This is a genomic window from Geomonas agri (genome assembly GCF_020179605.1).
Lineage (GTDB): Bacteria > Desulfobacterota > Desulfuromonadia > Geobacterales > Geobacteraceae > Geomonas > Geomonas agri.
On the sequence record NZ_JAINZO010000001.1, the window covers coordinates 1,698,475 to 1,715,893 of the forward strand.

Annotated in this window: 16 protein-coding genes; all 16 read right to left on the reverse strand. The window is 62.8% G+C overall.

Features of this window, described 5'->3' with window-relative positions:
* Positions 1 to 45: 45 nt before the first annotated feature.
* Positions 46 to 1,305: a glycosyltransferase family 4 protein gene (locus K7R21_RS07310; protein ID WP_224982612.1), complete on the reverse strand. Its 1,260-nt coding sequence runs from the start codon at positions 1,303 to 1,305 to the stop codon at positions 46 to 48.
* A complete protein-coding gene (locus K7R21_RS07315; RefSeq protein WP_224982613.1) occupies positions 1,302 to 2,279 on the reverse strand; it encodes a polysaccharide deacetylase family protein in 978 nt (325 codons plus the stop codon). The genes K7R21_RS07310 and K7R21_RS07315 overlap by 4 nt, the downstream gene beginning before the upstream one ends.
* On the reverse strand, positions 2,279 to 3,520 hold the full coding sequence (locus tag K7R21_RS07320) for a glycosyltransferase family protein (protein WP_224982614.1): 1,242 nt from the start codon (positions 3,518 to 3,520) through the stop codon (positions 2,279 to 2,281). The genes K7R21_RS07315 and K7R21_RS07320 overlap by 1 nt, the downstream gene beginning before the upstream one ends.
* 4 nt (positions 3,521 to 3,524) lie before the next feature.
* Positions 3,525 to 4,241, reverse strand: a complete 717-nt coding sequence (locus K7R21_RS07325; RefSeq protein ID WP_224982615.1) for an FkbM family methyltransferase — start codon at positions 4,239 to 4,241, stop codon at positions 3,525 to 3,527.
* A 10-nt stretch (positions 4,242 to 4,251) separates the two neighbouring features.
* Entirely contained in the window at positions 4,252 to 5,175 is a 924-nt protein-coding gene (locus K7R21_RS07330; protein ID WP_224982616.1) for a glycosyltransferase family 2 protein, read from the reverse strand.
* Positions 5,172 to 7,157: a glycosyltransferase gene (locus K7R21_RS07335; protein ID WP_224982617.1), complete on the reverse strand. Its 1,986-nt coding sequence runs from the start codon at positions 7,155 to 7,157 to the stop codon at positions 5,172 to 5,174. The genes K7R21_RS07330 and K7R21_RS07335 overlap by 4 nt, the downstream gene beginning before the upstream one ends.
* Positions 7,141 to 8,958, reverse strand: coding sequence for an asparagine synthase (glutamine-hydrolyzing) (gene asnB / locus K7R21_RS07340; RefSeq protein WP_224982618.1), 1,818 nt, complete (start codon positions 8,956 to 8,958; stop codon positions 7,141 to 7,143). Before asnB ends, K7R21_RS07335 begins: the two co-directional genes overlap by 17 nt.
* 5 nt (positions 8,959 to 8,963) lie before the next feature.
* A complete protein-coding gene (locus K7R21_RS07345) occupies positions 8,964 to 10,037 on the reverse strand; it encodes a methyltransferase domain-containing protein (RefSeq protein WP_224982619.1) in 1,074 nt (357 codons plus the stop codon).
* Positions 10,022 to 10,972, reverse strand: a complete 951-nt coding sequence (locus K7R21_RS07350) for an alpha-1,2-fucosyltransferase (RefSeq protein ID WP_224982620.1) — start codon at positions 10,970 to 10,972, stop codon at positions 10,022 to 10,024. The genes K7R21_RS07345 and K7R21_RS07350 overlap by 16 nt, the downstream gene beginning before the upstream one ends.
* 28 nt (positions 10,973 to 11,000) lie before the next feature.
* The gene (locus tag K7R21_RS07355) at positions 11,001 to 11,723 is read right to left on the reverse strand and encodes a DUF268 domain-containing protein (protein WP_224982621.1); all 723 of its coding nucleotides are present in this window, start codon (positions 11,721 to 11,723) and stop codon (positions 11,001 to 11,003) included.
* 131 nt (positions 11,724 to 11,854) lie between these two features.
* Entirely contained in the window at positions 11,855 to 12,985 is a 1,131-nt protein-coding gene (locus K7R21_RS07360) for a glycosyltransferase family protein (RefSeq protein ID WP_224982622.1), read from the reverse strand.
* Entirely contained in the window at positions 12,982 to 13,749 is a 768-nt protein-coding gene (locus K7R21_RS07365) for a class I SAM-dependent DNA methyltransferase (RefSeq protein ID WP_224982623.1), read from the reverse strand. The genes K7R21_RS07360 and K7R21_RS07365 overlap by 4 nt, the downstream gene beginning before the upstream one ends.
* Positions 13,746 to 14,870: a DegT/DnrJ/EryC1/StrS family aminotransferase gene (locus K7R21_RS07370; RefSeq protein WP_224982624.1), complete on the reverse strand. Its 1,125-nt coding sequence runs from the start codon at positions 14,868 to 14,870 to the stop codon at positions 13,746 to 13,748. The genes K7R21_RS07365 and K7R21_RS07370 overlap by 4 nt, the downstream gene beginning before the upstream one ends.
* A complete protein-coding gene (locus K7R21_RS07375) occupies positions 14,867 to 15,307 on the reverse strand; it encodes a cupin domain-containing protein (protein WP_224982625.1) in 441 nt (146 codons plus the stop codon). Before K7R21_RS07375 ends, K7R21_RS07370 begins: the two co-directional genes overlap by 4 nt.
* Before the next feature lie 277 nt (positions 15,308 to 15,584).
* Entirely contained in the window at positions 15,585 to 16,574 is a 990-nt protein-coding gene (locus tag K7R21_RS07380) for a glycosyltransferase (protein ID WP_224982626.1), read from the reverse strand.
* 70 nt (positions 16,575 to 16,644) lie between these two features.
* A complete protein-coding gene (locus K7R21_RS07385) occupies positions 16,645 to 17,415 on the reverse strand; it encodes a class I SAM-dependent methyltransferase (protein ID WP_224982627.1) in 771 nt (256 codons plus the stop codon).
* Between the last annotated feature and the right edge of the window lie 4 nt (positions 17,416 to 17,419).

Below are 17,419 nucleotides of genomic sequence, written 5' to 3' on the forward strand. Positions count from 1 at the left end.
AATCTCCTTTTTGATGATCTTCCTCGTGAACCGGGCGCGCAGTCTCTACCCTGCGGCGCCTCCAGCCATGATGTCACGGTACAGGTCGAGGTGCCGTTGCGCACACACCCTGATGTCGAATCTCTCTTCTACCTTGGCGCGGCAGAACGCCGGCAAGGCGGCCCCCTTCGCGGTGGCTTGCAGCACCCACGCGATGCCATCGGCAAGCGACTCCGGATCGAAGGGACGGGCCAGGTAGCCGTCGACTCCGTGGGTAATAAGGTCCGGCATTCCCCCGACATCGAAACCTACGCAGGGGGTGCCGCAGGCCATGGCCTCCATGACCGTGCAGGGAAGGTTCTCCTGCCGCGACGGGGCCAGAAAGAGATCGGCAACGCTGTAGAGCCGGTTCAGGTCCTGCTGGTCCTCGAAGTAGCCAAGGTACCTGGCAGGCAGCCCCAGGTCGAGCTTGCTGTCGGGAATGTCGCGGCCGAACAGCAGCAGCTCCACGGTCTGACCAAGCCCCGCCCGCGCCAGCTGTTCCAGGGCCGGCGCCAAGTACTGCGCCCCCTTGTTGCTGTCGCTGAGACCGCGCACGGCGCCGAACAGGATATAACGCCGGTCCTCGGGCAGTCCGAGCGCGCGGCGCGCCTCCGCCTTATCCAGCGGACGAACCGATACCAGGTCGAGGCCGTTGGGGATCACTTCGATCCTGCGCCCGCGAAACAGGGAGCTTTCGCCTGCACAGCGGGCCATCCAGCGACTGGGCGCCACCACCGTCATGGAGACCTGCCGCCACGCCCGCTGTTTCCGGTTCCAGACCACGCGGGAAAGGTCGTGCTCGTGGCGGGAAGCAAGCTGAGGACAGGCACCGCACGCGCCGGTATAGCGAAGGCACTCCTGCGGGACGTGACACCCCCCGGTGAAAGGCCAGGAGTCGTGGAGGGTCCACACCACCGGGCGCTTGAACCGCGCCAGAGTCTCCACCCTCAGGAACCCACCCGCCACCCAGTGCAGATGGACGACATCAGGCGCCAGTGCGGCGACGTCCCCGGCCAGCGCATCGGGGAGCACGGCAGGCGTGAAAGTGGTCCCCCTACCGCGGCGGCTCGCCAGGGCCGGGAGTGCGTCAAGGAAGTACCTCAAAAAGGCAAACTGAGCGGCACCGCGTCCAAGCTTGGCCGTGACCAGCGGATCGCTACCGGGAGTGGTCTGGACCAGCATCCGGGACGCCGCCCCGTGCCCCAGGAGCCCCTGGTGCAGACGGCGAGCTGCGTTGAAGGCGCCGCCGCCGGTATCCGAGGTGGAAAGATGCAGGACTTTCATGAGATCCAGAACCGTGACAGCTGTTTTTTAAAGGTAGCGAGGTCCCAGTCGCGCACGACCTGGCGCGGCAATTGTTGCACATCGGTACCGGCACGCCACTGTCCCGGGAAAGCGGAACAGGTCCGGGCAAAGCCCAGTTCGCGGCACACGGATACCGTTGCGCCGGTGTAATCCCGCCTGGTGCCGAAGGGGTAAGAGAAGACTTCGGCCTTCTTACCGGTCAACTCCTCCAGGCGCGCTCTTGAAGCCGCTATTTCCTCGCGCTGGTGCGAGGCAGGCAACGTAGAGAGCGAGGAGTGGGTCACGGTATGGGCACCCAAGGTCACCTGGGGACTGGCAGCCAAGGTGCGCAACTCCTCCCCAGAGAGGGACCGATGGGTCGCCCGCCCCTCCTTTCCTGCTCCGGCCCACGATCGCAACTTGTCCAGGTGATCCTCACGCTGTTGCGGCAGCTCGCGACGCAGCAGCGGCAAGAGCTCCTGGTAGCACCGGGCACGCTGCTGCGGCATCGCGGTATCCCAGCGTTTCGCCGCCCCATTGATCTGCAGTTCCAGGGCAGGAGGATAGGTTCGCTCGGTGAGCAGCAAGCGTTCCACATCGTCCCACCAGAATTCCCGGCCACTCCCCAGCAGTTCCGTCGCCACGAAGAAGGTGGCAGGAACCTGCAGTTCTTCCAGTATGGGCAGCGCCTCCAGCGCGTTGTCCGCGTAGCCGTCATCGAAGGTGACCACCACCGCCGGTTTCGGGATGCGCTCCCAATCGTCATCCAGGCGCGCCAGGGCGAAGTTTTCCTTTAGATAACGCATCTGGGCCCGAAAGTTCTCTGGCGACACCGCCAAGAGTTGCGGGTCGTGTTCCAGCCGGGTGACCCGGTGGTAAAGCAGGATCAGCACCGGCGGGCTCAAGCGGTTACGCACCCACCTGCTCGCCATCAGCAGCGGGGATACCCCCATATGGATCGCATCCAGCAGCATCAGGCCCCCTTGCTCCCGCGGGACGAGGCATCCAGCAGTCCTTGCAGCAGTCCCGCCAGTCCCGGGGCACGGTGGGCGAAGGTGTAGTTCTCAAGCGTGCGTCGCTGCGCCGCCCTCCCCATCTCCTCGGCAACGATTCTATGTTCCAGGAGCCACTTCACCTTTTCCACGCATTCCTCGGCAGAGCGGAACACCGCGACCTCGCGGTCCGGCTCGAAGATCTCGTGCAAATTCTGCTTCCAGTCACTCACCAGGCAGGACCCGACGCCGCTCACCTCGTACAGTCTCATGTTGGACGCAAACAGAGGGGAGGAGTCGGCGTGGATGTTGAGAGCGAGCAGCGAGTCGGCAACGAGCTGGAACATCTCGAGGCCGAACAGCGCCGGCTTAAGGAAGGGACGTAGCCGCGGGTTCACCGGCCAGCACTGCTCCGGCGTCAGCCCGGCAACCACCCCCAGGAGCGGCAGTCCCCGCAGCGACTTTTCGGATACGCCCAGTTTGGTAAGCCCCCTCATGCCCAGGTTCACTCCCACCTTGACCAGCGATTTCAGATGGTCAGCTCTGGATGTCGAGGCGCTGGGCGAGTGGATGGCCAGCGGTACCTGCCGTGACAGCAACTCCAAGAGAGCGTCCCGCTGAAGGTGAAAGTCGTTGAAGCGCAGCAACTGCCCGATGAAGGTGATTTCCAGGCTCTTCTCTCGCTTGTCGAGGCGCTGCAAAATGGTGGGATCGAAGCTGTGCGGGAAGCAACGCGCAGGGTACCCCTCCTGTTGCAGGGCTGTCACCGATTCAGGCGCACAGGACAGGATCAGGTCCAGGTCCGACCACACCTCGGTCTTGGGCATGGCGCTCCCCACCCAACCGAGGACACCCCTGATGGAAGGGATGTCACGCCTGAGCGCGTGCAGCAACGCCTGGTCATACTCATCGAACCAGACCAGGTCGGGTTGGAACTCCTTGGCCTGCAGCAGCAGGATCTGCTTCAAATCGACCGTGCTCCACTGCTTCATACCCCGGTCCCTGGCCCAGGCACGCTGCATCGGCTCCACATTCCAGATGATGTCGAGGACGTCCCAGCCGTGTGGGCGCAGCGCATCACGCCAGCAACTGGACCAGCCGAACGCGTCCTGCTCGTACGCCTCCTTCTGCACGGCGTAGGTGCAGGCGCCAAGCTCCGGGCGCGAGCCGTAGAACGACTGCAGGTACCTCGCATAGGATGAAGTGATGATCAGCAGTTTCAATCGATTACCGTCCCATATTCCTTACGAATCCCCAGTCCTCGCCGCTTTCGGAGATGTGGAAGGAGTGCAGCCCCGCCTTTGCCAGTGCCTCGATGCAGGCGTTGGTATCTTTGATCCCCTTGCCGGGGAAGCGATGGTGGAACTCGACCAACAGTTGCTGCGCCCCCCCGGCCACCGGGGAACTGGTAAGGATGTCGCCGATGACGCCGTACTCGGCCCCCTCGATGTCCATCTTGAGCAGGTCGATGCGGTCGTGCCCCAGCAGGGACATGATGGTCTCCAACCGGTACACCGCCACCTCGATGGCATTCTTTGCCGTGCGGCGACGCCTGAGCAGGGTGTGGCTGACCCACTCCGCGTTCTCCGGGGGATAGAAGAGCGCCGTCCCATCGTAGTCCGCGAGCCCGTAAGGGTGGAAGACGAACTCTTCCGGCAGGCTCTGCCGCTGCACGAATTGAGCTGAACGCGGCGTGGGGTCGAAAGCGTGGACCGTGACACCGTACTTCTCGATGACGGCGAGGTCCCAGCTGATGTCCTCGCCCACCCCGAAGGAGTAGACCACCCCACTGCGGGTGAGGCCTTCCGGGCAGAAGGTCCAGGCACCGTAGCTCAACTCGCCAAGGGTCACGGTTGGGCAGGAAAGTTCGGGCGCCTGTGGGAGTCGATGTCCCAGCGCGAATTCCACACCTTGTTTAAGCAGCAGTTTCAGTCCGTCCAGCATCAAGGCTCCTTCAATCCTTCCCGGAGGGCACCCTGCCCATAAGGTATCCCAATCTTCCGGCCAAGTCCTCGGCCCTCCGGACCAGTTCGGTCCTCAGGGGACGCGAGGGGCGCAGCAAGGCAAATGGTGTTGCCGCAAGCGACAAGAGGGCGGCGCAAAAAGCAACGACGTAGGATGCTGAGCAGATACGCCTCCCCTGCATGACGGCGAGCGAGCGACCGGAGTTGTAGCTGCGCCTCAGGATGAAAGCCACCGTGGTGAAGCGCGCCGGTGTCCAGTGCCGGACCGAGATGGCCGGATCGTACCAAAAGAGAGGGTGCTTCGCGTAAATCCTCTGCGCGAGATCCGTCTCTTCGCCTGGCCCCGTGCTTTCACCGGTTGCACAGCCGTACCGTGGTGAGAACCCGCCCAATTCCTCGAGAACACTCCTGGCGAAAGCCACGTTCGCCCCGGAAAACCCGTGCCTTGCGCGGGGCGGCGTGAGGAAGCCGGCGCTCTTTCCCCATGTGCGCAGTTCAAATTCATCGCTAAACCAGGAAGGGGGAGCAGCCTCGTACCAGGGCCGGATCTCCCCCCCCACGGATACCGGTCGCGGCGACACGGCGGTGAAGGCATCGATGATACGTTCGCACCACTCCGGGCATGCCTGGGCATCGTCGTCGATATAAGCGACGAGCTCCCCCTGTGCTTCGCGCCAGCCGCGGTTGCGGGCGTGGCTGACACCCTGCCGGGGTTCGTGCACCAGCCGGAGATTGGGGATGCGCGGCGCGAAGGAAGAGACGACCGTGCTGGTCCCGTCCGTCGAGTTGTTGTCGATGACGAGGACCTCATAACGCTCATTATCCAGAGTTTGCCCGGCAAGCGACTGCAGGCAGTGCCCCAGCAGGGCCTCCCTGTTGTAGGTGCATACCACCACGGAGAGGAGCGGTCTCATCGATCGTCCCCCATGGTGGGGAGGGAGTCAAAAAGCTTCCCATAGTAACTGTCGAATCCCTTTCCGGAGAAGTTGGCGACGGCATGGGCGTAGGCCGCATCGGACAACCGGTGCAAAAGCCGCCGGTCCTGGTGCAGCCGCGCGACGATGGCCGCGAAGCGGCTCACCAGGCCGTCTTCGTCACGGCAATCGCCCAGGATAAACCCGTTTTCGCCGTCGCGGAGATGATGGCTGATGCCGCCTACGTCGGTCGTCGCAGGAACGACGCCGTTGGCCATGGCTTCCATGACCACCATCGGAAAACCTTCCCTCTCGGAGGTGAGCAGCAGGATATCGCTCGCGCGGTACGCTGCGGCGACCGCTTCCGGGTCCGGCAATTCGCCTGCGAAGCGACAATAGGCCTGGTCAGCCGCTGCTACGGCATCCGTGAGCGCTCCGACAAGGGTGAAATCGGCCGGGACACCTTGCATATGGCAGAGCCTGGCGATGCGTCCCACCAGATGCACCCTTTTCTCTTCCGATCCCCGCCCCACGTAGAGAACCTGGAGCCGCTCCGTCGCCGTCCTTTCGGGCTTCGTGGCCGGGATAGCGACCCCGTTTTCAACCACGTCGATCCGATCCATGAGGTCCTCGGACAGGCCGCGGGCCGCGTAAAGGCGCCTCATGTCCTCGAGGGTACGGTAGTCGATGACGATGCGCCGGTCGATCCGGTCGCAGTACGGCAGGGACACCTCCTCGATGCCTCCGCCAAAGGCGTGGATCAGGTCCACCACCCTGACGTCGGGGCGCAGATACGGGAGCAGCGTGTAGAAAAAAGGCGTGTTGCAGCCAAAGACCAGGGCGGCATCGCTTTTGTTGATGACGGCGGCAAGGTAGCCGCGCAGAAAAGCCTGCAAGGGAAGCAGCTCCAGCAACCGTGACAGGTCCCAGAGGTTACCGGCGCGAGCGAACTCGTCCTTGAAGGCGGCGTTACGGGACCTGTTGGTGATCACGATGCGGGGATTATCGCCGGAGGCCAGCTTCACGATCTCGGCATGCACCCGCTCCGCCCCTCCCACATGGAAGAAGGGGAAGAAAAAATAGAGCCTGGATCTCGTGCCCGGCAGCATGTTGCCGCAGAGCATACCGGCCCGCACCAGGGCTTCCCGCACCACACCCTTGACCCGCGCCGAGAGCAGGCGGGAGGAGTCACGCAGCAGTTCTTGAATCAAAGTCCTGATGAACGAGCCGGAGGGGAGCCGCCCGGCGCACCACTGCGCCAGGCAAAGCGCCTTGATCCTGACGTTCTTGAAGTCGGCTTCCTGGCGGTTGCTGGTCGAGGTTACCGACTCCTGATGGACCCGGTACCTGAGCAGTACCTGGTCGAGTTTCTCCATGCGGCATCCCAGCGCAGCCAGCCGCAGCCATAGCTCGTAATCCTGCGCGTACGGCACCTTCTCGTGATAGGGATGGCGCAGCAACAGCTCACGGCGCATCATAACGCTGGGGTGGGCCAGGCAGTTGCAGACAGGGAGCCGGCCGCGAATATCATCCCAGGTCACGGTCTCGCGGTCAGCCTGCCAGGCGCCGAGATCCGTGCCGTCGGCACCCATGAGCTCTACCCAGGTCCCCAGCACCTCGACCTCAGGGTGGCTCTCCAGGTATTCCACTTGGCGCTCCAGCCGCCGCGGCAGTGAAACATCGTCAGCGTCCATGCGGGCTATGTAGCGCCCGCGCGCGAGCTGCGCCCCCCGGTTCAGGGCGCCGGCGACCCCGAGTCTGACGTCGTTTCGGACCACGCGGATCCTGGCATCGCTGTAGCCGCGCAAGAGGTCGAGGCTTGTGTCCGAGGAGGCGTCGTCGAGCACCAGCAGCTCAAAGTCCGTGAAGCTCTGGGACAGCACGCTGTCGATGGCCTCGGCCAGGTAGCGTTCGGCGTTGCGGACCGGCATCAGCACCGTGACGGCAGGCTGGCTATGTCCCTGTTCAGGCGGAGAAGTCATGGTGCTCCATCCAGATGGCCAGGACCAGCAAGATCCAGCTTTGGTAGTCGCGCCCGGCGGCTATCCGGGCGAGTTCCTTGGAGTCGAAGAAGCCGACCAGCTTACCACCCGGCGGCAGCAGGTACTGGTGCAGCATATCCTGCAGGGCGTCCTGCGCCATCCAGCCGGCGACCGGCGCGCCGAAGCCTTGCTTGCCCCGGGAACGGACGGCGGGGGTCCAGCACTCCCCGAAGGCCTGGCGCAGGATCATCTTGTCCTGGGAATCGCTGAGCTTCAGCGCCACCGGGAGCCCCGCCAGGAAGGAGGCGAGCTCCAGGTCGAGAAACGGGGCTCGCAACTCCAGGCCGTGCGCCATGGCGGCCCGGTCGATCTTGGTCAAGATGTCACCGGGAAGGTAGTCACAAAGATCCATGCGCAGGGCGTCATCCACCCCTCCGAAGAGGGTGGGCGCCGAGACGGGTGGCAGCTCGAGCCCGAATCGGGAAAGCTCGGCGTCGCTGAAATAGACGTTCTGGCGACGGTGCAGCTCAGCGCTTTCCCTCGCTTCCCGGCCCAGGTGGTAGCCCCCGGCAAGCTCCCGCCACCGCATCGGGAGGCCGACACCGGTCCTGCGGCACGCCCCCCAGGCGAGCGCCACGAGCATCATCTTCCAGCGGTCCCGAGCCGCCGCAGAATCAGCCCAGTAAAGGGGCCGATACCAGGAATACCCCCCCAGGAGTTCATCGCCGCCATCCCCGGTCAGCACCACCTTCAGGGTGCGCGCCGCCTCCCGGCACATCACGAAAGTCGGGATGTTGGAGGAGTCGGCGAAGGGCTCGTCGTAGCACGTGGCCATCTCATGCAGTAGTAAGGGAAGATCGAGCCGGTCCGCCAGCAGCTCGCGGTGGTCCGTGCCGTAGCGGGCAGCGATCTCCCGTGCGTAAGGAAGCTCGTTAATCTCCTTACCGAAGCCGAAGGCGAAGGTCTTGAGGCTGGCGGCGCGCTCGCTGGCCAGGGCGACAATGGTGCTGGAGTCGAGTCCGCCGCTCAAGAAGGCGCCCACCTCCACGTCCGCCACGAGCTGCCGCTCGATCGCTCTTCCCATTAGTTCCCGAAACCGCTCCACGGCGTCATCGAGACTGATGGGCGCTGCCGGGGGGGGGAGCTCCCAGTACCTGCTTACGGTGACCCTTCCCCCGCTCCAGACCAGCGCGTGGGCCGGAGGTAGTTGGTGGATGTTGCTGTAGATGGTCCGGTCACAGGGAACGTAGAGATGCTTCAGGTAGTGGGCCAGCGAGAGGCGGTCCAGCTGCGGGCGCACCATGCCGCTGGCCAGGATCGCCTTCAGCTCGGAGGCGAAGACCAGCTCCCCCTCGGGGGCCACCGCGTAGTAAAAGGGCTTTTCACCGAAACGGTCCCGGGCACAGAAGAGTTCCTGCCTGGCGTCGTCCCAGATGGCGAAGGAGAACATCCCCGGCAGACGCCGCAGCATCTCCCGACCGTGACGGCCGTAAAGGGCCAGTATCACCTCGGTATCTGAGGAGGTTACAAACGGGTGGGGCTCCAGGTATCTCCTGATGTCCTGATAGCCGTAGATCTCGCCGTTGAAGGTGATCCCGGTAGAGCCGTCGGAGGAGAGCATGGGCTGCCGCCCCCCTTCCAGGTCCACGATGGCCAGACGCCGGTGTCCGAGGGCGCAGTTGGCAAAGAAACTGCTCCCGGCGCCATCGGGACCGCGGTGGGCCAGGCTATCGGTCATGAGCCGCAACTGCTCCCTGAAACGCTCCGCCTGGGGCGCGACTATGCCAGCTATTCCGCACATATGGCTTACCCGGACCCGTCCGGCAACGCCGGCCTCGCCGCAACGAAGGAAGTGGCGCACCAGACGGTTTGCCTAATGTCGCCGCAGCCGGCGGCGGCGAACCAGCCCTTAACCTCTTCGCCGGTATGCGTGGATGCGAAATGCGGGGTGATGGCATCAAAGACGTCGAGGATCCGCCAGCGGAGGTCCGGGAGCGGGACGTTTACCAGGAACCTCGTCTCCAGGGCGAAAACGGCGCGCGGACCGAGCAGGGGCGCGTTTCCCACCAGTCGCAGCAGGTGGTAAAGCAGGCCGGCGGAGCAGTAGGAATAGGCGAGCGCCGCCCCGGTGGCGAAGCGGCGACCCAAGCGCTCGCCGAGCTTTGCATGCAGGTTCCTGAGAAAGTGCACCGACGGGTGGTCGTACAGCCCTCCCTTGGGATAGACGCAGCAGGCGAGCTTCCCTCCCGGCCGCACCATGCTCACCAGTCGCGCCAGACCTTGGGCGGGATCGGGGGTGTGGTGCAGCACCCCGATGCTGTAGGCAAGGTCGAAACTTCCGGGTTGGAAGGGGGGATTGAGGATGTCCCCCTGCACGATCAGGACGTCGCTGTCGGCGCTGAAGTTCTCGCGCGCCGCCTCGACGGCGGCACTCATGTCCATCCCCACGGCGATTCCGCCGCACCTCCTCACCTGGTCCAGGAACCGGCCGGAGCCGCAACCAAACTCGACCACCAGCTTCCCTTTCAACTGGTCAGGCTCCCACTCGGTCACGCTGCGGAACATCCGCGCCGTGTGTCCCTGCATCGGCCTCCCCGCGTTGTCAGCCTCGAACTGCACGCGAGGCCAGCGGCGCCACTCGTAGCCGAAACTCCCGGAGTACCGCTGCGCGCTAACGAAGCGGGGCACGCCGTTGACGACGGGATAGCGGGTGACCCCGTCCGCGGCGGTGAGGACGCCGGTACGGACCATGCCTTTGCCGTCGTACTCCTCCACGGACAGGCTGAGCCCGCTACCGGTGACCGGACAGCGCAGAATCGGAACGAACTTGGGATGCATGAGAGGGTCGGTACCTGCCTTTCTGACTAACGCTTGCGCCACGCCGCGGGCACCACGTCCGAGGTGTCATGTCTCTCGTCGCGCAGCCACTTTTTCGGTGCGAACACGATCTTTCCGTGGTTCTGGTTCAGCCACGCCCCCCACCAGCTGAAGGAGCTGTTGGCGATGATGTTGTGCCGGCAAAGGCTCATCAGGCGCAGATCTTCATGGGCCAGTTCTGGGCCGTTATGGCCGACGACGGTCGTTGGCAACCCGGTGGCGAAATGCGCCTCCACCCATTCCGGCTCGTCCGAGAAAAGGAACAGGTGTGGTTCAGGCACCGTGCGGCAAAGCTCCTCGACGCAGGGGTGGTAGTAGTCCATCCCGCAGACGCCGTGGGTCTCGCTGCTGGCCGGATTGGTGACGTAGTCGCCGCGACGCACGTGGACCGAAACGGAGTTGCAGGCGCCGATCGCCTCGGCCACGCGCCGGTTCTCGCCACTAAGGGGCTCCCGGCAGGTGAACTCACGGCGCAGCGCATCGGAGACCTCGTCGAAGTACTTCTCCGACTGCCAGTACCCCACGAGGTAACTCTGTCGGGGGGCGGACAGGACCCGAGGGTCAAAGTGAAAATGCCGTTCCGTCACCATGGTGGCACGGGGGAACCCGACCACCTGGCGCAACTTGGACCAGGCCAGCCCCCACAAGGTTTCTTGCAGGCAAAACGTGGAGGCGATCTCTTCCGGCGAGGCGATGCCGGCCGAGATGTTCAAGGTGTTGAGCTGGAAGGTCCTGGGAGTGCAGCCGGCAGGACAGTTTTCCAGCTCCGAGAGGTCGAGCTTCAACTCGACCTTGTGGTGCTGCGCCAGGCGGCGCCCCGCAGCGTACTGGAACATCTGGTTCCCCAGCCCGCCAGCCAGTCGCACGACGATCATGGCGTCCTTCCTGATGTGCCAACGCTTGCGGCATGCCCCGTCGTCACGCGGCAGCTGAAGCAAGGCAGTCCCTGCCCCCCTTGGGCGCTGATCACGCTCCCTCCTTTCGGAACCAGAAGCAGCCGCAACCGTAGTTCTGGGCGTCGGCCAGTTCCCTGGCGGCGTCGGTCACGATGCCACCGCCTTGGGCATCATCGGGGATGAGTGCGAATTGCTGCAGGTTCAGTTCCCCGAAGTAGCTGACGACCTGGTCGTAGGAATAGATCCGGTGTGCGTTGAAAGCGATGCGGGGCTTCCCGATCGGGACCACGAAAAGAAGGTCCCCTCCCGGTGCCAGCACCCTCTTCAGTTCGGCCGCCGCCTTCAGGTCCCCTTCCGGGTCGAGCCGGTCGCCGTAGCGCCCAAGCCCTACATGCTCGACGACGTGCATGCAGGAGAGCGACCGGACACTGGCGTCGGCGAAGGGAAGGCTCAACAGGTCGGCGCGATTCGATGTTAGTCCCGACAATTGCAGCTCGGCCGGGCGGTAATCGAAGAAACTCACCTTGATGAAGGCGGAGACCATGGTGGCGAAGTAGAGCGACGAGGAGATGTCGTAATGCTCTTCCGGCCGGATTTGCGCTAGTACCCTGGCGGCCCAGGCGAGATGGTAGACGTAGTGGCGATCGAAGCCGGTGGTGCCGGTATTGTCGTGGAGGCAGGGGTATCGGTCCTGCCAAAGCACGGGGAACCGCCCACCATTGACGCGCTCCAGAATTCGGTAGCGGCAAAAATCGCGGATAAAGCATGCGCGCTTTTTCAACTCAAGCTGCATCTCAAGCCTCGCCTCTATTAGTCATGGAGAATCACCAGGCGCCGCCAGAGCGGGCCGGCCAGGGCCAAGCTTGCATTCTTGGTTCCAACTGCCGGCCTGCAGCCCCTTGTCGTCCCCCTTGCCACGACGGTTCAAGTTACCTTCCCTGCCGTGGCCTGGCCAGGCATCTTTCCATGAAGCACAGACATGTAGCGATCGAAATCGTAGACGCGGTTCGCCATCTCGTAGGCAGCCCGCCTGAAGGCGTCCCTCTCCCTGTCGACCAGGTCCACCGCCCGTTTCAGTGTTGTGGGGTCCTCCAAGTCGACGTACACAAAGGGCGGACGGTCGGAGAGGTCACAACGGATGTTAGTCAGAACCGGGAGGCCGCTCCAGAGATACGCTGCGATCTTTCCTGACGAAAGGATCAGGTTGTCGAAGTTGGAACTCCCTGTGAGGTTCTGGTAAAAAGCGAGTCCGGCGTCGTACCCCGCGATCAGGCTGGCATGTGCCGCGTCGGTGTAGTAGGAGCTGTCGACGGCAGCATCAGGCAAGGCGGCAGCCAGTTCCGCAACCTGTACCAGGTAGTTCTCCGTTCCAAGTGCATGCCCCTGCAACAGTAAAGCCGTGCGCTCGTGCACGCCGGATTTCCGGTAGGCCTCCAGGAACTCGGTCAGACAGGCCCACTCGGCGAAGTATCCGGTGTACAGGAGGCGCAGTTTCCCCGGCGGCGGCGCAGGCGGAAGCGGCTGATAACGGCTGGAAACCGGAAGGTACTCGAAAAGGAGTTCAGTGCACAAGTACTTGTTGAGATCGTCACCCCGTTCCCTGCTTTGCACGACGCGCACGGCACACCGGGTCAGCAATTCGGTGACGTGAGCCTTGTCGTACCGGAACATGTAGTCGCTGCTCTCCAGCGAAAGAAAGACGACGCGGGAGAGATCCGCTCCCACCTCGTACAGCATCTGCACGGCCTGAAAATCGACGGCGAAGAACCTCCGGTAGCGTCCGATGTTTTTCTCCAGCACGCGTAGGTACTGCCTTCTCCGGTCCATGCGCAGCACCGGCCCCCCAAAGTACCTGTAAAGCGGATCGGCCCCGCTGTCGATTACCCGCACACCGGCCCACTGGCAGGGCTCAGCCTCCCGGCAGTAGGTGCTCTCCACATAGAGATCGACAGCGGTTCCCTCTGCGTCATGAAGGTAGGAACAGATGTTCTTCAGCGTCGGTGAGATCTTGAAGGCGTACTGGTAGCAGATCATCGCAGTGGCGGGACCGGTCACAGAACCCCTCCAAAGCAAACGCCCCAGGTGTCACCACCGGGCTCTTTGCCGGTCATCCACTCACAGGAGAAAGCAAGCCGCATCCCGGCTCTTTTGAATAGAGTTTCGATTTCAGGAAGGAAAAGGTAGCGCATCATGTGCGATTCGTTGAGCGTTTCTATCCGGTTGGAAGACCTCTCGCGTATCAGGACCTGATAGCGGACATCGACGCAGTTGCGATTCAGATGCAGGACCGGCTCGGCGATCCGGGTCGCCTCGATCTCTTCGTCCTCCAGCCGTTTCACCCTCGTCTCCGGTAACTCCAGTAGCACAGCGGGGCCGTACCAGCAGTCGAAGATGAAGACCCCCCCCTCCCGCAGGTGCGCCTTCGCTGTGGCAAAGGCGGCGCAAAGATCGTGGTCGGTCGTTTGATAACTCATAACGTGGAACAGCGCGAGAACCGCGTCGAATTTTTCGCCGCACCTGAAGGTGCGCAGGTCGCCAGGGGAAAAGTGAAGACGCGACAAGGCCGCAGCTGGAAGACCGTTCTTTCTAATCTGGGCCTGTTCAAGCATCTCGACGCTGCGGTCCACGCCGTGCACATTGAAGCCTTCACCTGCCAGCAGAGCCGCATGTATGCCGGTGCCGCAGCCAAGCTCGAGAATCGACTCCGTTCCAGGACGGTGCCGACCCAAGAGGGTGCGTATGAACTCTGTTTCTCCGCGATAATCTTTGTCGCGGTACAGAAGGTCGTAGTAGCGGGAGTAGGCACCGAAGGGATTCACGACAGTACCTCGTGCACGGCTCGGGACACTCGTTCCATCTGTTCCAGGGTCAGCGCAAGCCCGCTGGGGAGATAGAAACCACTGCGAGCAATGGTTTCGGCTACAGGACAACAAGCGTCCTCGAACAGCCCCATCCGGCGCAAGACCGGCTGCTCGTGCATGGGATAGAAGAAGGGCCGTGTCTGGACCTGCCGTTCGGCCAGGCGCGTCATGACCTGTGCCGCGTCCTCCCTGGTCACATCCCGCAGCACCACCCCGTAGACCCAGTAGGCGTTGGAGGCGTAATGAGTATTCTCCGGCGGCAGCTGCAGGCCGGGGAGGTCGGCCAGCAGGTCTTGGTAACGCCGCCCCATCTCCCGCTTCCTGGCGACGAACTCGTCCAAGCGCTCCAGTTGGGCCAGTCCCACAGCGGCCTGCATGTTGGTCATCCGGAAGTTGTAGCCCAGTTCCTCGTGAACGAAACGCTGTCGCGGCTGAAAGCAAAGGTTACGCAGCGACCGGCAGCGCTCGGCCAACGCGGCATCGTCCGTGAGCACCATCCCCCCTTCGCCGGTGGTCACCAGCTTGTTCGGATAGAAGCTGAAAGTGCTCAGGTCACCGAAACTGCCGCAGGGGCGTCCGTCGCAGACTAGGCCGTGCGCCTGCGCCGCGTCCTCGATGACGCGCAGCGAATATCTCCTGGCCAGCTCCAAAAGCGGCTTCATGTCCACTGGCAGGCCATATATGTGCACGGCCATCACCGCGGATGTCCGCGGGGTGATCAGCTTCTCGATCGACGTGACGTCCATGTTCCAGGTTACGGCATCGCAGTCGACCACGACGGGAACAAGGCCGGCGCGGACAACTGCAGATGCGCAGGAGATGATGGTAAAGGTGGGGATGATCACCTCGCTGCCGGCTGGAAGTTCGAGCGCGGCGACGGCAGCCTCCAAGGCGGTGGTCCCGTTGGTGACGGCGATGCCGTATCTCCTTCCGACCTTGGCGGCGAAGCGTTCCTCGAAAGCGGCGACGAAGGGCCCCTCGGAAGAGATCCATCCGGAATCAATGCATTCGCAAAGGTACTTCTTCTCGTTGCCGTCCAACAGAGGCTCGTTCACAGGGATGAAGTCGTTGTTTTTCATGAGTGCTCCACGACCAGGATATCGGCCGGATCAACCCCCCTAAACCGCGTCTTGTCGGACTCCCCGGCATAGGGCCCCTGCTTCACCTCTATCATCTCGATCTCCTCTAGAGCCTGGAAACCGTGCCCTCCCCCTGCCAGCAAGATCACGTCACCCGCCTCGAGGATGCGGCTGTTCAGGTACCTCGCGGCTTGGTCGAAGAAATCCACCCTGAGCCTCCCCCGCTTCAGCACGAGAACCTCCTGGGTGAGGTGCACCTCGCGCTGCACGCGGTTGTGGACGTGCGGCTCGATGACCTTTCCGGCGGGGTGCCTCATGTAGGCGAGCTGTTGCGAGAAATCGTCCGGGGTGAAGAATTTAATGCCGGGGTAGGAGTAATCCCGTCTCAGCACTATAGCCAGGAGTTCACCTTCGTTTTCAATTCTTTCGATCATCATGAGGTAGTCCTTTGGATGGATTCACTGTACGATTTCCATGATGAAGTGAGTACACACCTTCACCAAGCTCCGCCTTGTTCCTCAAGGCAAGCAACCGGTAGCTCATCCCAGCGACCGCAAGGCATCGGACGAGGGGAGGTGCCCGGTTACCTCGAAGCCTAGCGCCGCAAGTTCGTATTCGTTACGCTCCAGTTCGGTACCTTTTCGGGGCGGACCTGAGCCAGCAGGAACATTCACCTATACGGCGCCTGATTCTATCGCCGATGTTCAACACGCGTCATAAGTAGTCGGTTTTCAAAACCCATTCTCGGATCTTCTCGTCCTTTGTGAAAAGCGCTTGGTGGAAGCCATAGCCTTTCCGATAAGCTGCCGCTGTCTCTTTTTCAACCCTTGCCCTGTCGGACAGCCCCCCCCCCACCCCCAGGGCTTTCCTGACGGCTTCCCACAAACGCGGTATCTCCCCCGGCTTAGGGGAAGATCCTGCCGCAGCAAGAACGCCGCGGCTAATCCTCAAGTCTCTGAAGGAGTCGGAGATCCCTTGGCTGTAGGCCCTTTTCTTGAAGTACGCCAGCGTCATCCGCTCTTTCGGGACTCGGTGTCGCACGCTCGCCTCGGGATGGTAGAAGGCACGGTACCCCTTCTCGGACATGTAGTTGCTGACGTGCGTTTCACCGTCTCCCCGCAGGTGGATCAGCTCCCAAGGCATCCCGTCGGGATGGAACCCCCCGGCTTCCTGAAGCAGAGTTCTACTCACGGCGAAATTACAGCCCCAAACGAGTGAGGCGTCGATGTCTCGCCCGAGTTCACCGAGGTCCAGGATGCTCAGTTCTCCAAGGATCCGATCCCCTTTTTGGCGGCTCCACATCCTCTCCAGCCAGCGGGGGGGAGGCGTTTCCCACAAGGGAAGGTTCTTCCCACCGACGAGTCGAACGTCCGGCTTCGCGAATGCCTCGCATATCGCCTCGAGCCAGGTATCGAAAGGGATGATGTCGTCGTCTGCAAACACGAGCAGGTCGCATTCCGCTGCCCTCATCCCTGCATGACGAGCGTTGTGGAGTCCGGGAACCGGCTCGTGCAGATAGCTGAACCTGAAGGGCGTGCACCCCTTAAGCGCTGCAGCTGCCCGACGGCATTCTCCATCAGAGCCGTTGTCGACCACGACGACCTGGAACCGGGTGGGGTTCAAGGTCTGGTTCTCAAGCGCAGCCAGCAGTTCCAAGAGATAAGCGGTGCGGTTATGTGTCGGTATTATTACTGCGACGTCCATATATAACCCCAGAAAAATGGTCGCAGGTGTATAAGCCTGAGCGGCCTCTCCGGCTGCGGACCAACAACGCCTACTTCGCTACAGCCCTCACGAAAATCCGCTGGCACTCCTCTTCACCGGTGCAGTGGAAAAGCACACTTTTGTACCAGCGGTACAGCGCGGAAAGAAGACCGGGGTGGTTCAGAATGAAAAACCGGTTGGACAGTGTCCATAAGAGCAGGTCGCGGAGCGGGCTCATCCTCTCGAAAGGTACCGTTTCCACCACCTCGAAGTGCGGCTCAAGGTGCCGGCAAAGCGACTCGACGCAGAAGTGCTGGAAGTGTTTCTCCTCAAGCGGCTTGTTCAGGTGCGGTACCGTAAGGTACAGGACGCCTGACCGCTTCAGCAGCCCCCTCACCGAGGCTATGAATGCCGCAACGGCGTCTTGCGGTATGTGCTCCAGCACCTCCATCAGCACGGCCGCATCGAAGGGCTTCAGCCCATGCTCGCCGGTGATCTCCTCGCACAGGAACTCGAGGTTCGCGGCGTCTGCATTCATGGCCGCAGCGAGGGCCACGGCCCGGCTGGAGTAATCGATACCGACGACGCGGGACCCGGGAAGGGCCAGTGAAAGCTCACGGCTGAAACGACCGTCCCCGCAGCCGATATCGACTATCCGACCCGCCCGCCCCCCCTCACCGATCTTAGCGATCAGGTACTCAATAGTGGAGCAGTAGTTGACCGCCCAGGTATCGAGGAGAAAATGCCGGAACGTGCCGTCCCGGTACTGCCCGATGTAATGGTACGGGAACAGGTATTCCTCTTCCTGTATGCGTTGCTGAATCTTCAGGTCCGCCATCATACTG

Bases quoted from the DNA above. Each gene is read 5' to 3' on its own strand.
- K7R21_RS07380 (WP_224982626.1), bottom strand. From the start codon at position 16,574: ATGGACGTCGCAGTAATAATACCGACACATAACCGCACCGCTTATCTC.
- K7R21_RS07315 (WP_224982613.1), bottom strand. From the start codon at position 2,279: ATGCTGCTGGATGCGATCCATATGGGGGTATCCCCGCTGCTGATGGCG.
- K7R21_RS07325 (WP_224982615.1), bottom strand. From the start codon at position 4,241: ATGCTGGACGGACTGAAACTGCTGCTTAAACAAGGTGTGGAATTCGCG.
- asnB (WP_224982618.1), bottom strand. From the start codon at position 8,958: ATGTGCGGAATAGCTGGCATAGTCGCGCCCCAGGCGGAGCGTTTCAGG.
- K7R21_RS07385 (WP_224982627.1), bottom strand. From the start codon at position 17,415: ATGATGGCGGACCTGAAGATTCAGCAACGCATACAGGAAGAGGAATAC.
- K7R21_RS07335 (WP_224982617.1), bottom strand. From the start codon at position 7,157: ATGACTTCTCCGCCTGAACAGGGACATAGCCAGCCTGCCGTCACGGTG.
- K7R21_RS07330 (WP_224982616.1), bottom strand. From the start codon at position 5,175: ATGAGACCGCTCCTCTCCGTGGTGGTATGCACCTACAACAGGGAGGCC.
- K7R21_RS07375 (WP_224982625.1), bottom strand. From the start codon at position 15,307: ATGATGATCGAAAGAATTGAAAACGAAGGTGAACTCCTGGCTATAGTG.
- K7R21_RS07355 (WP_224982621.1), bottom strand. From the start codon at position 11,723: ATGCAGCTTGAGTTGAAAAAGCGCGCATGCTTTATCCGCGATTTTTGC.
- K7R21_RS07310 (WP_224982612.1), bottom strand. From the start codon at position 1,305: ATGAAAGTCCTGCATCTTTCCACCTCGGATACCGGCGGCGGCGCCTTC.
- K7R21_RS07370 (WP_224982624.1), bottom strand. From the start codon at position 14,870: ATGAAAAACAACGACTTCATCCCTGTGAACGAGCCTCTGTTGGACGGC.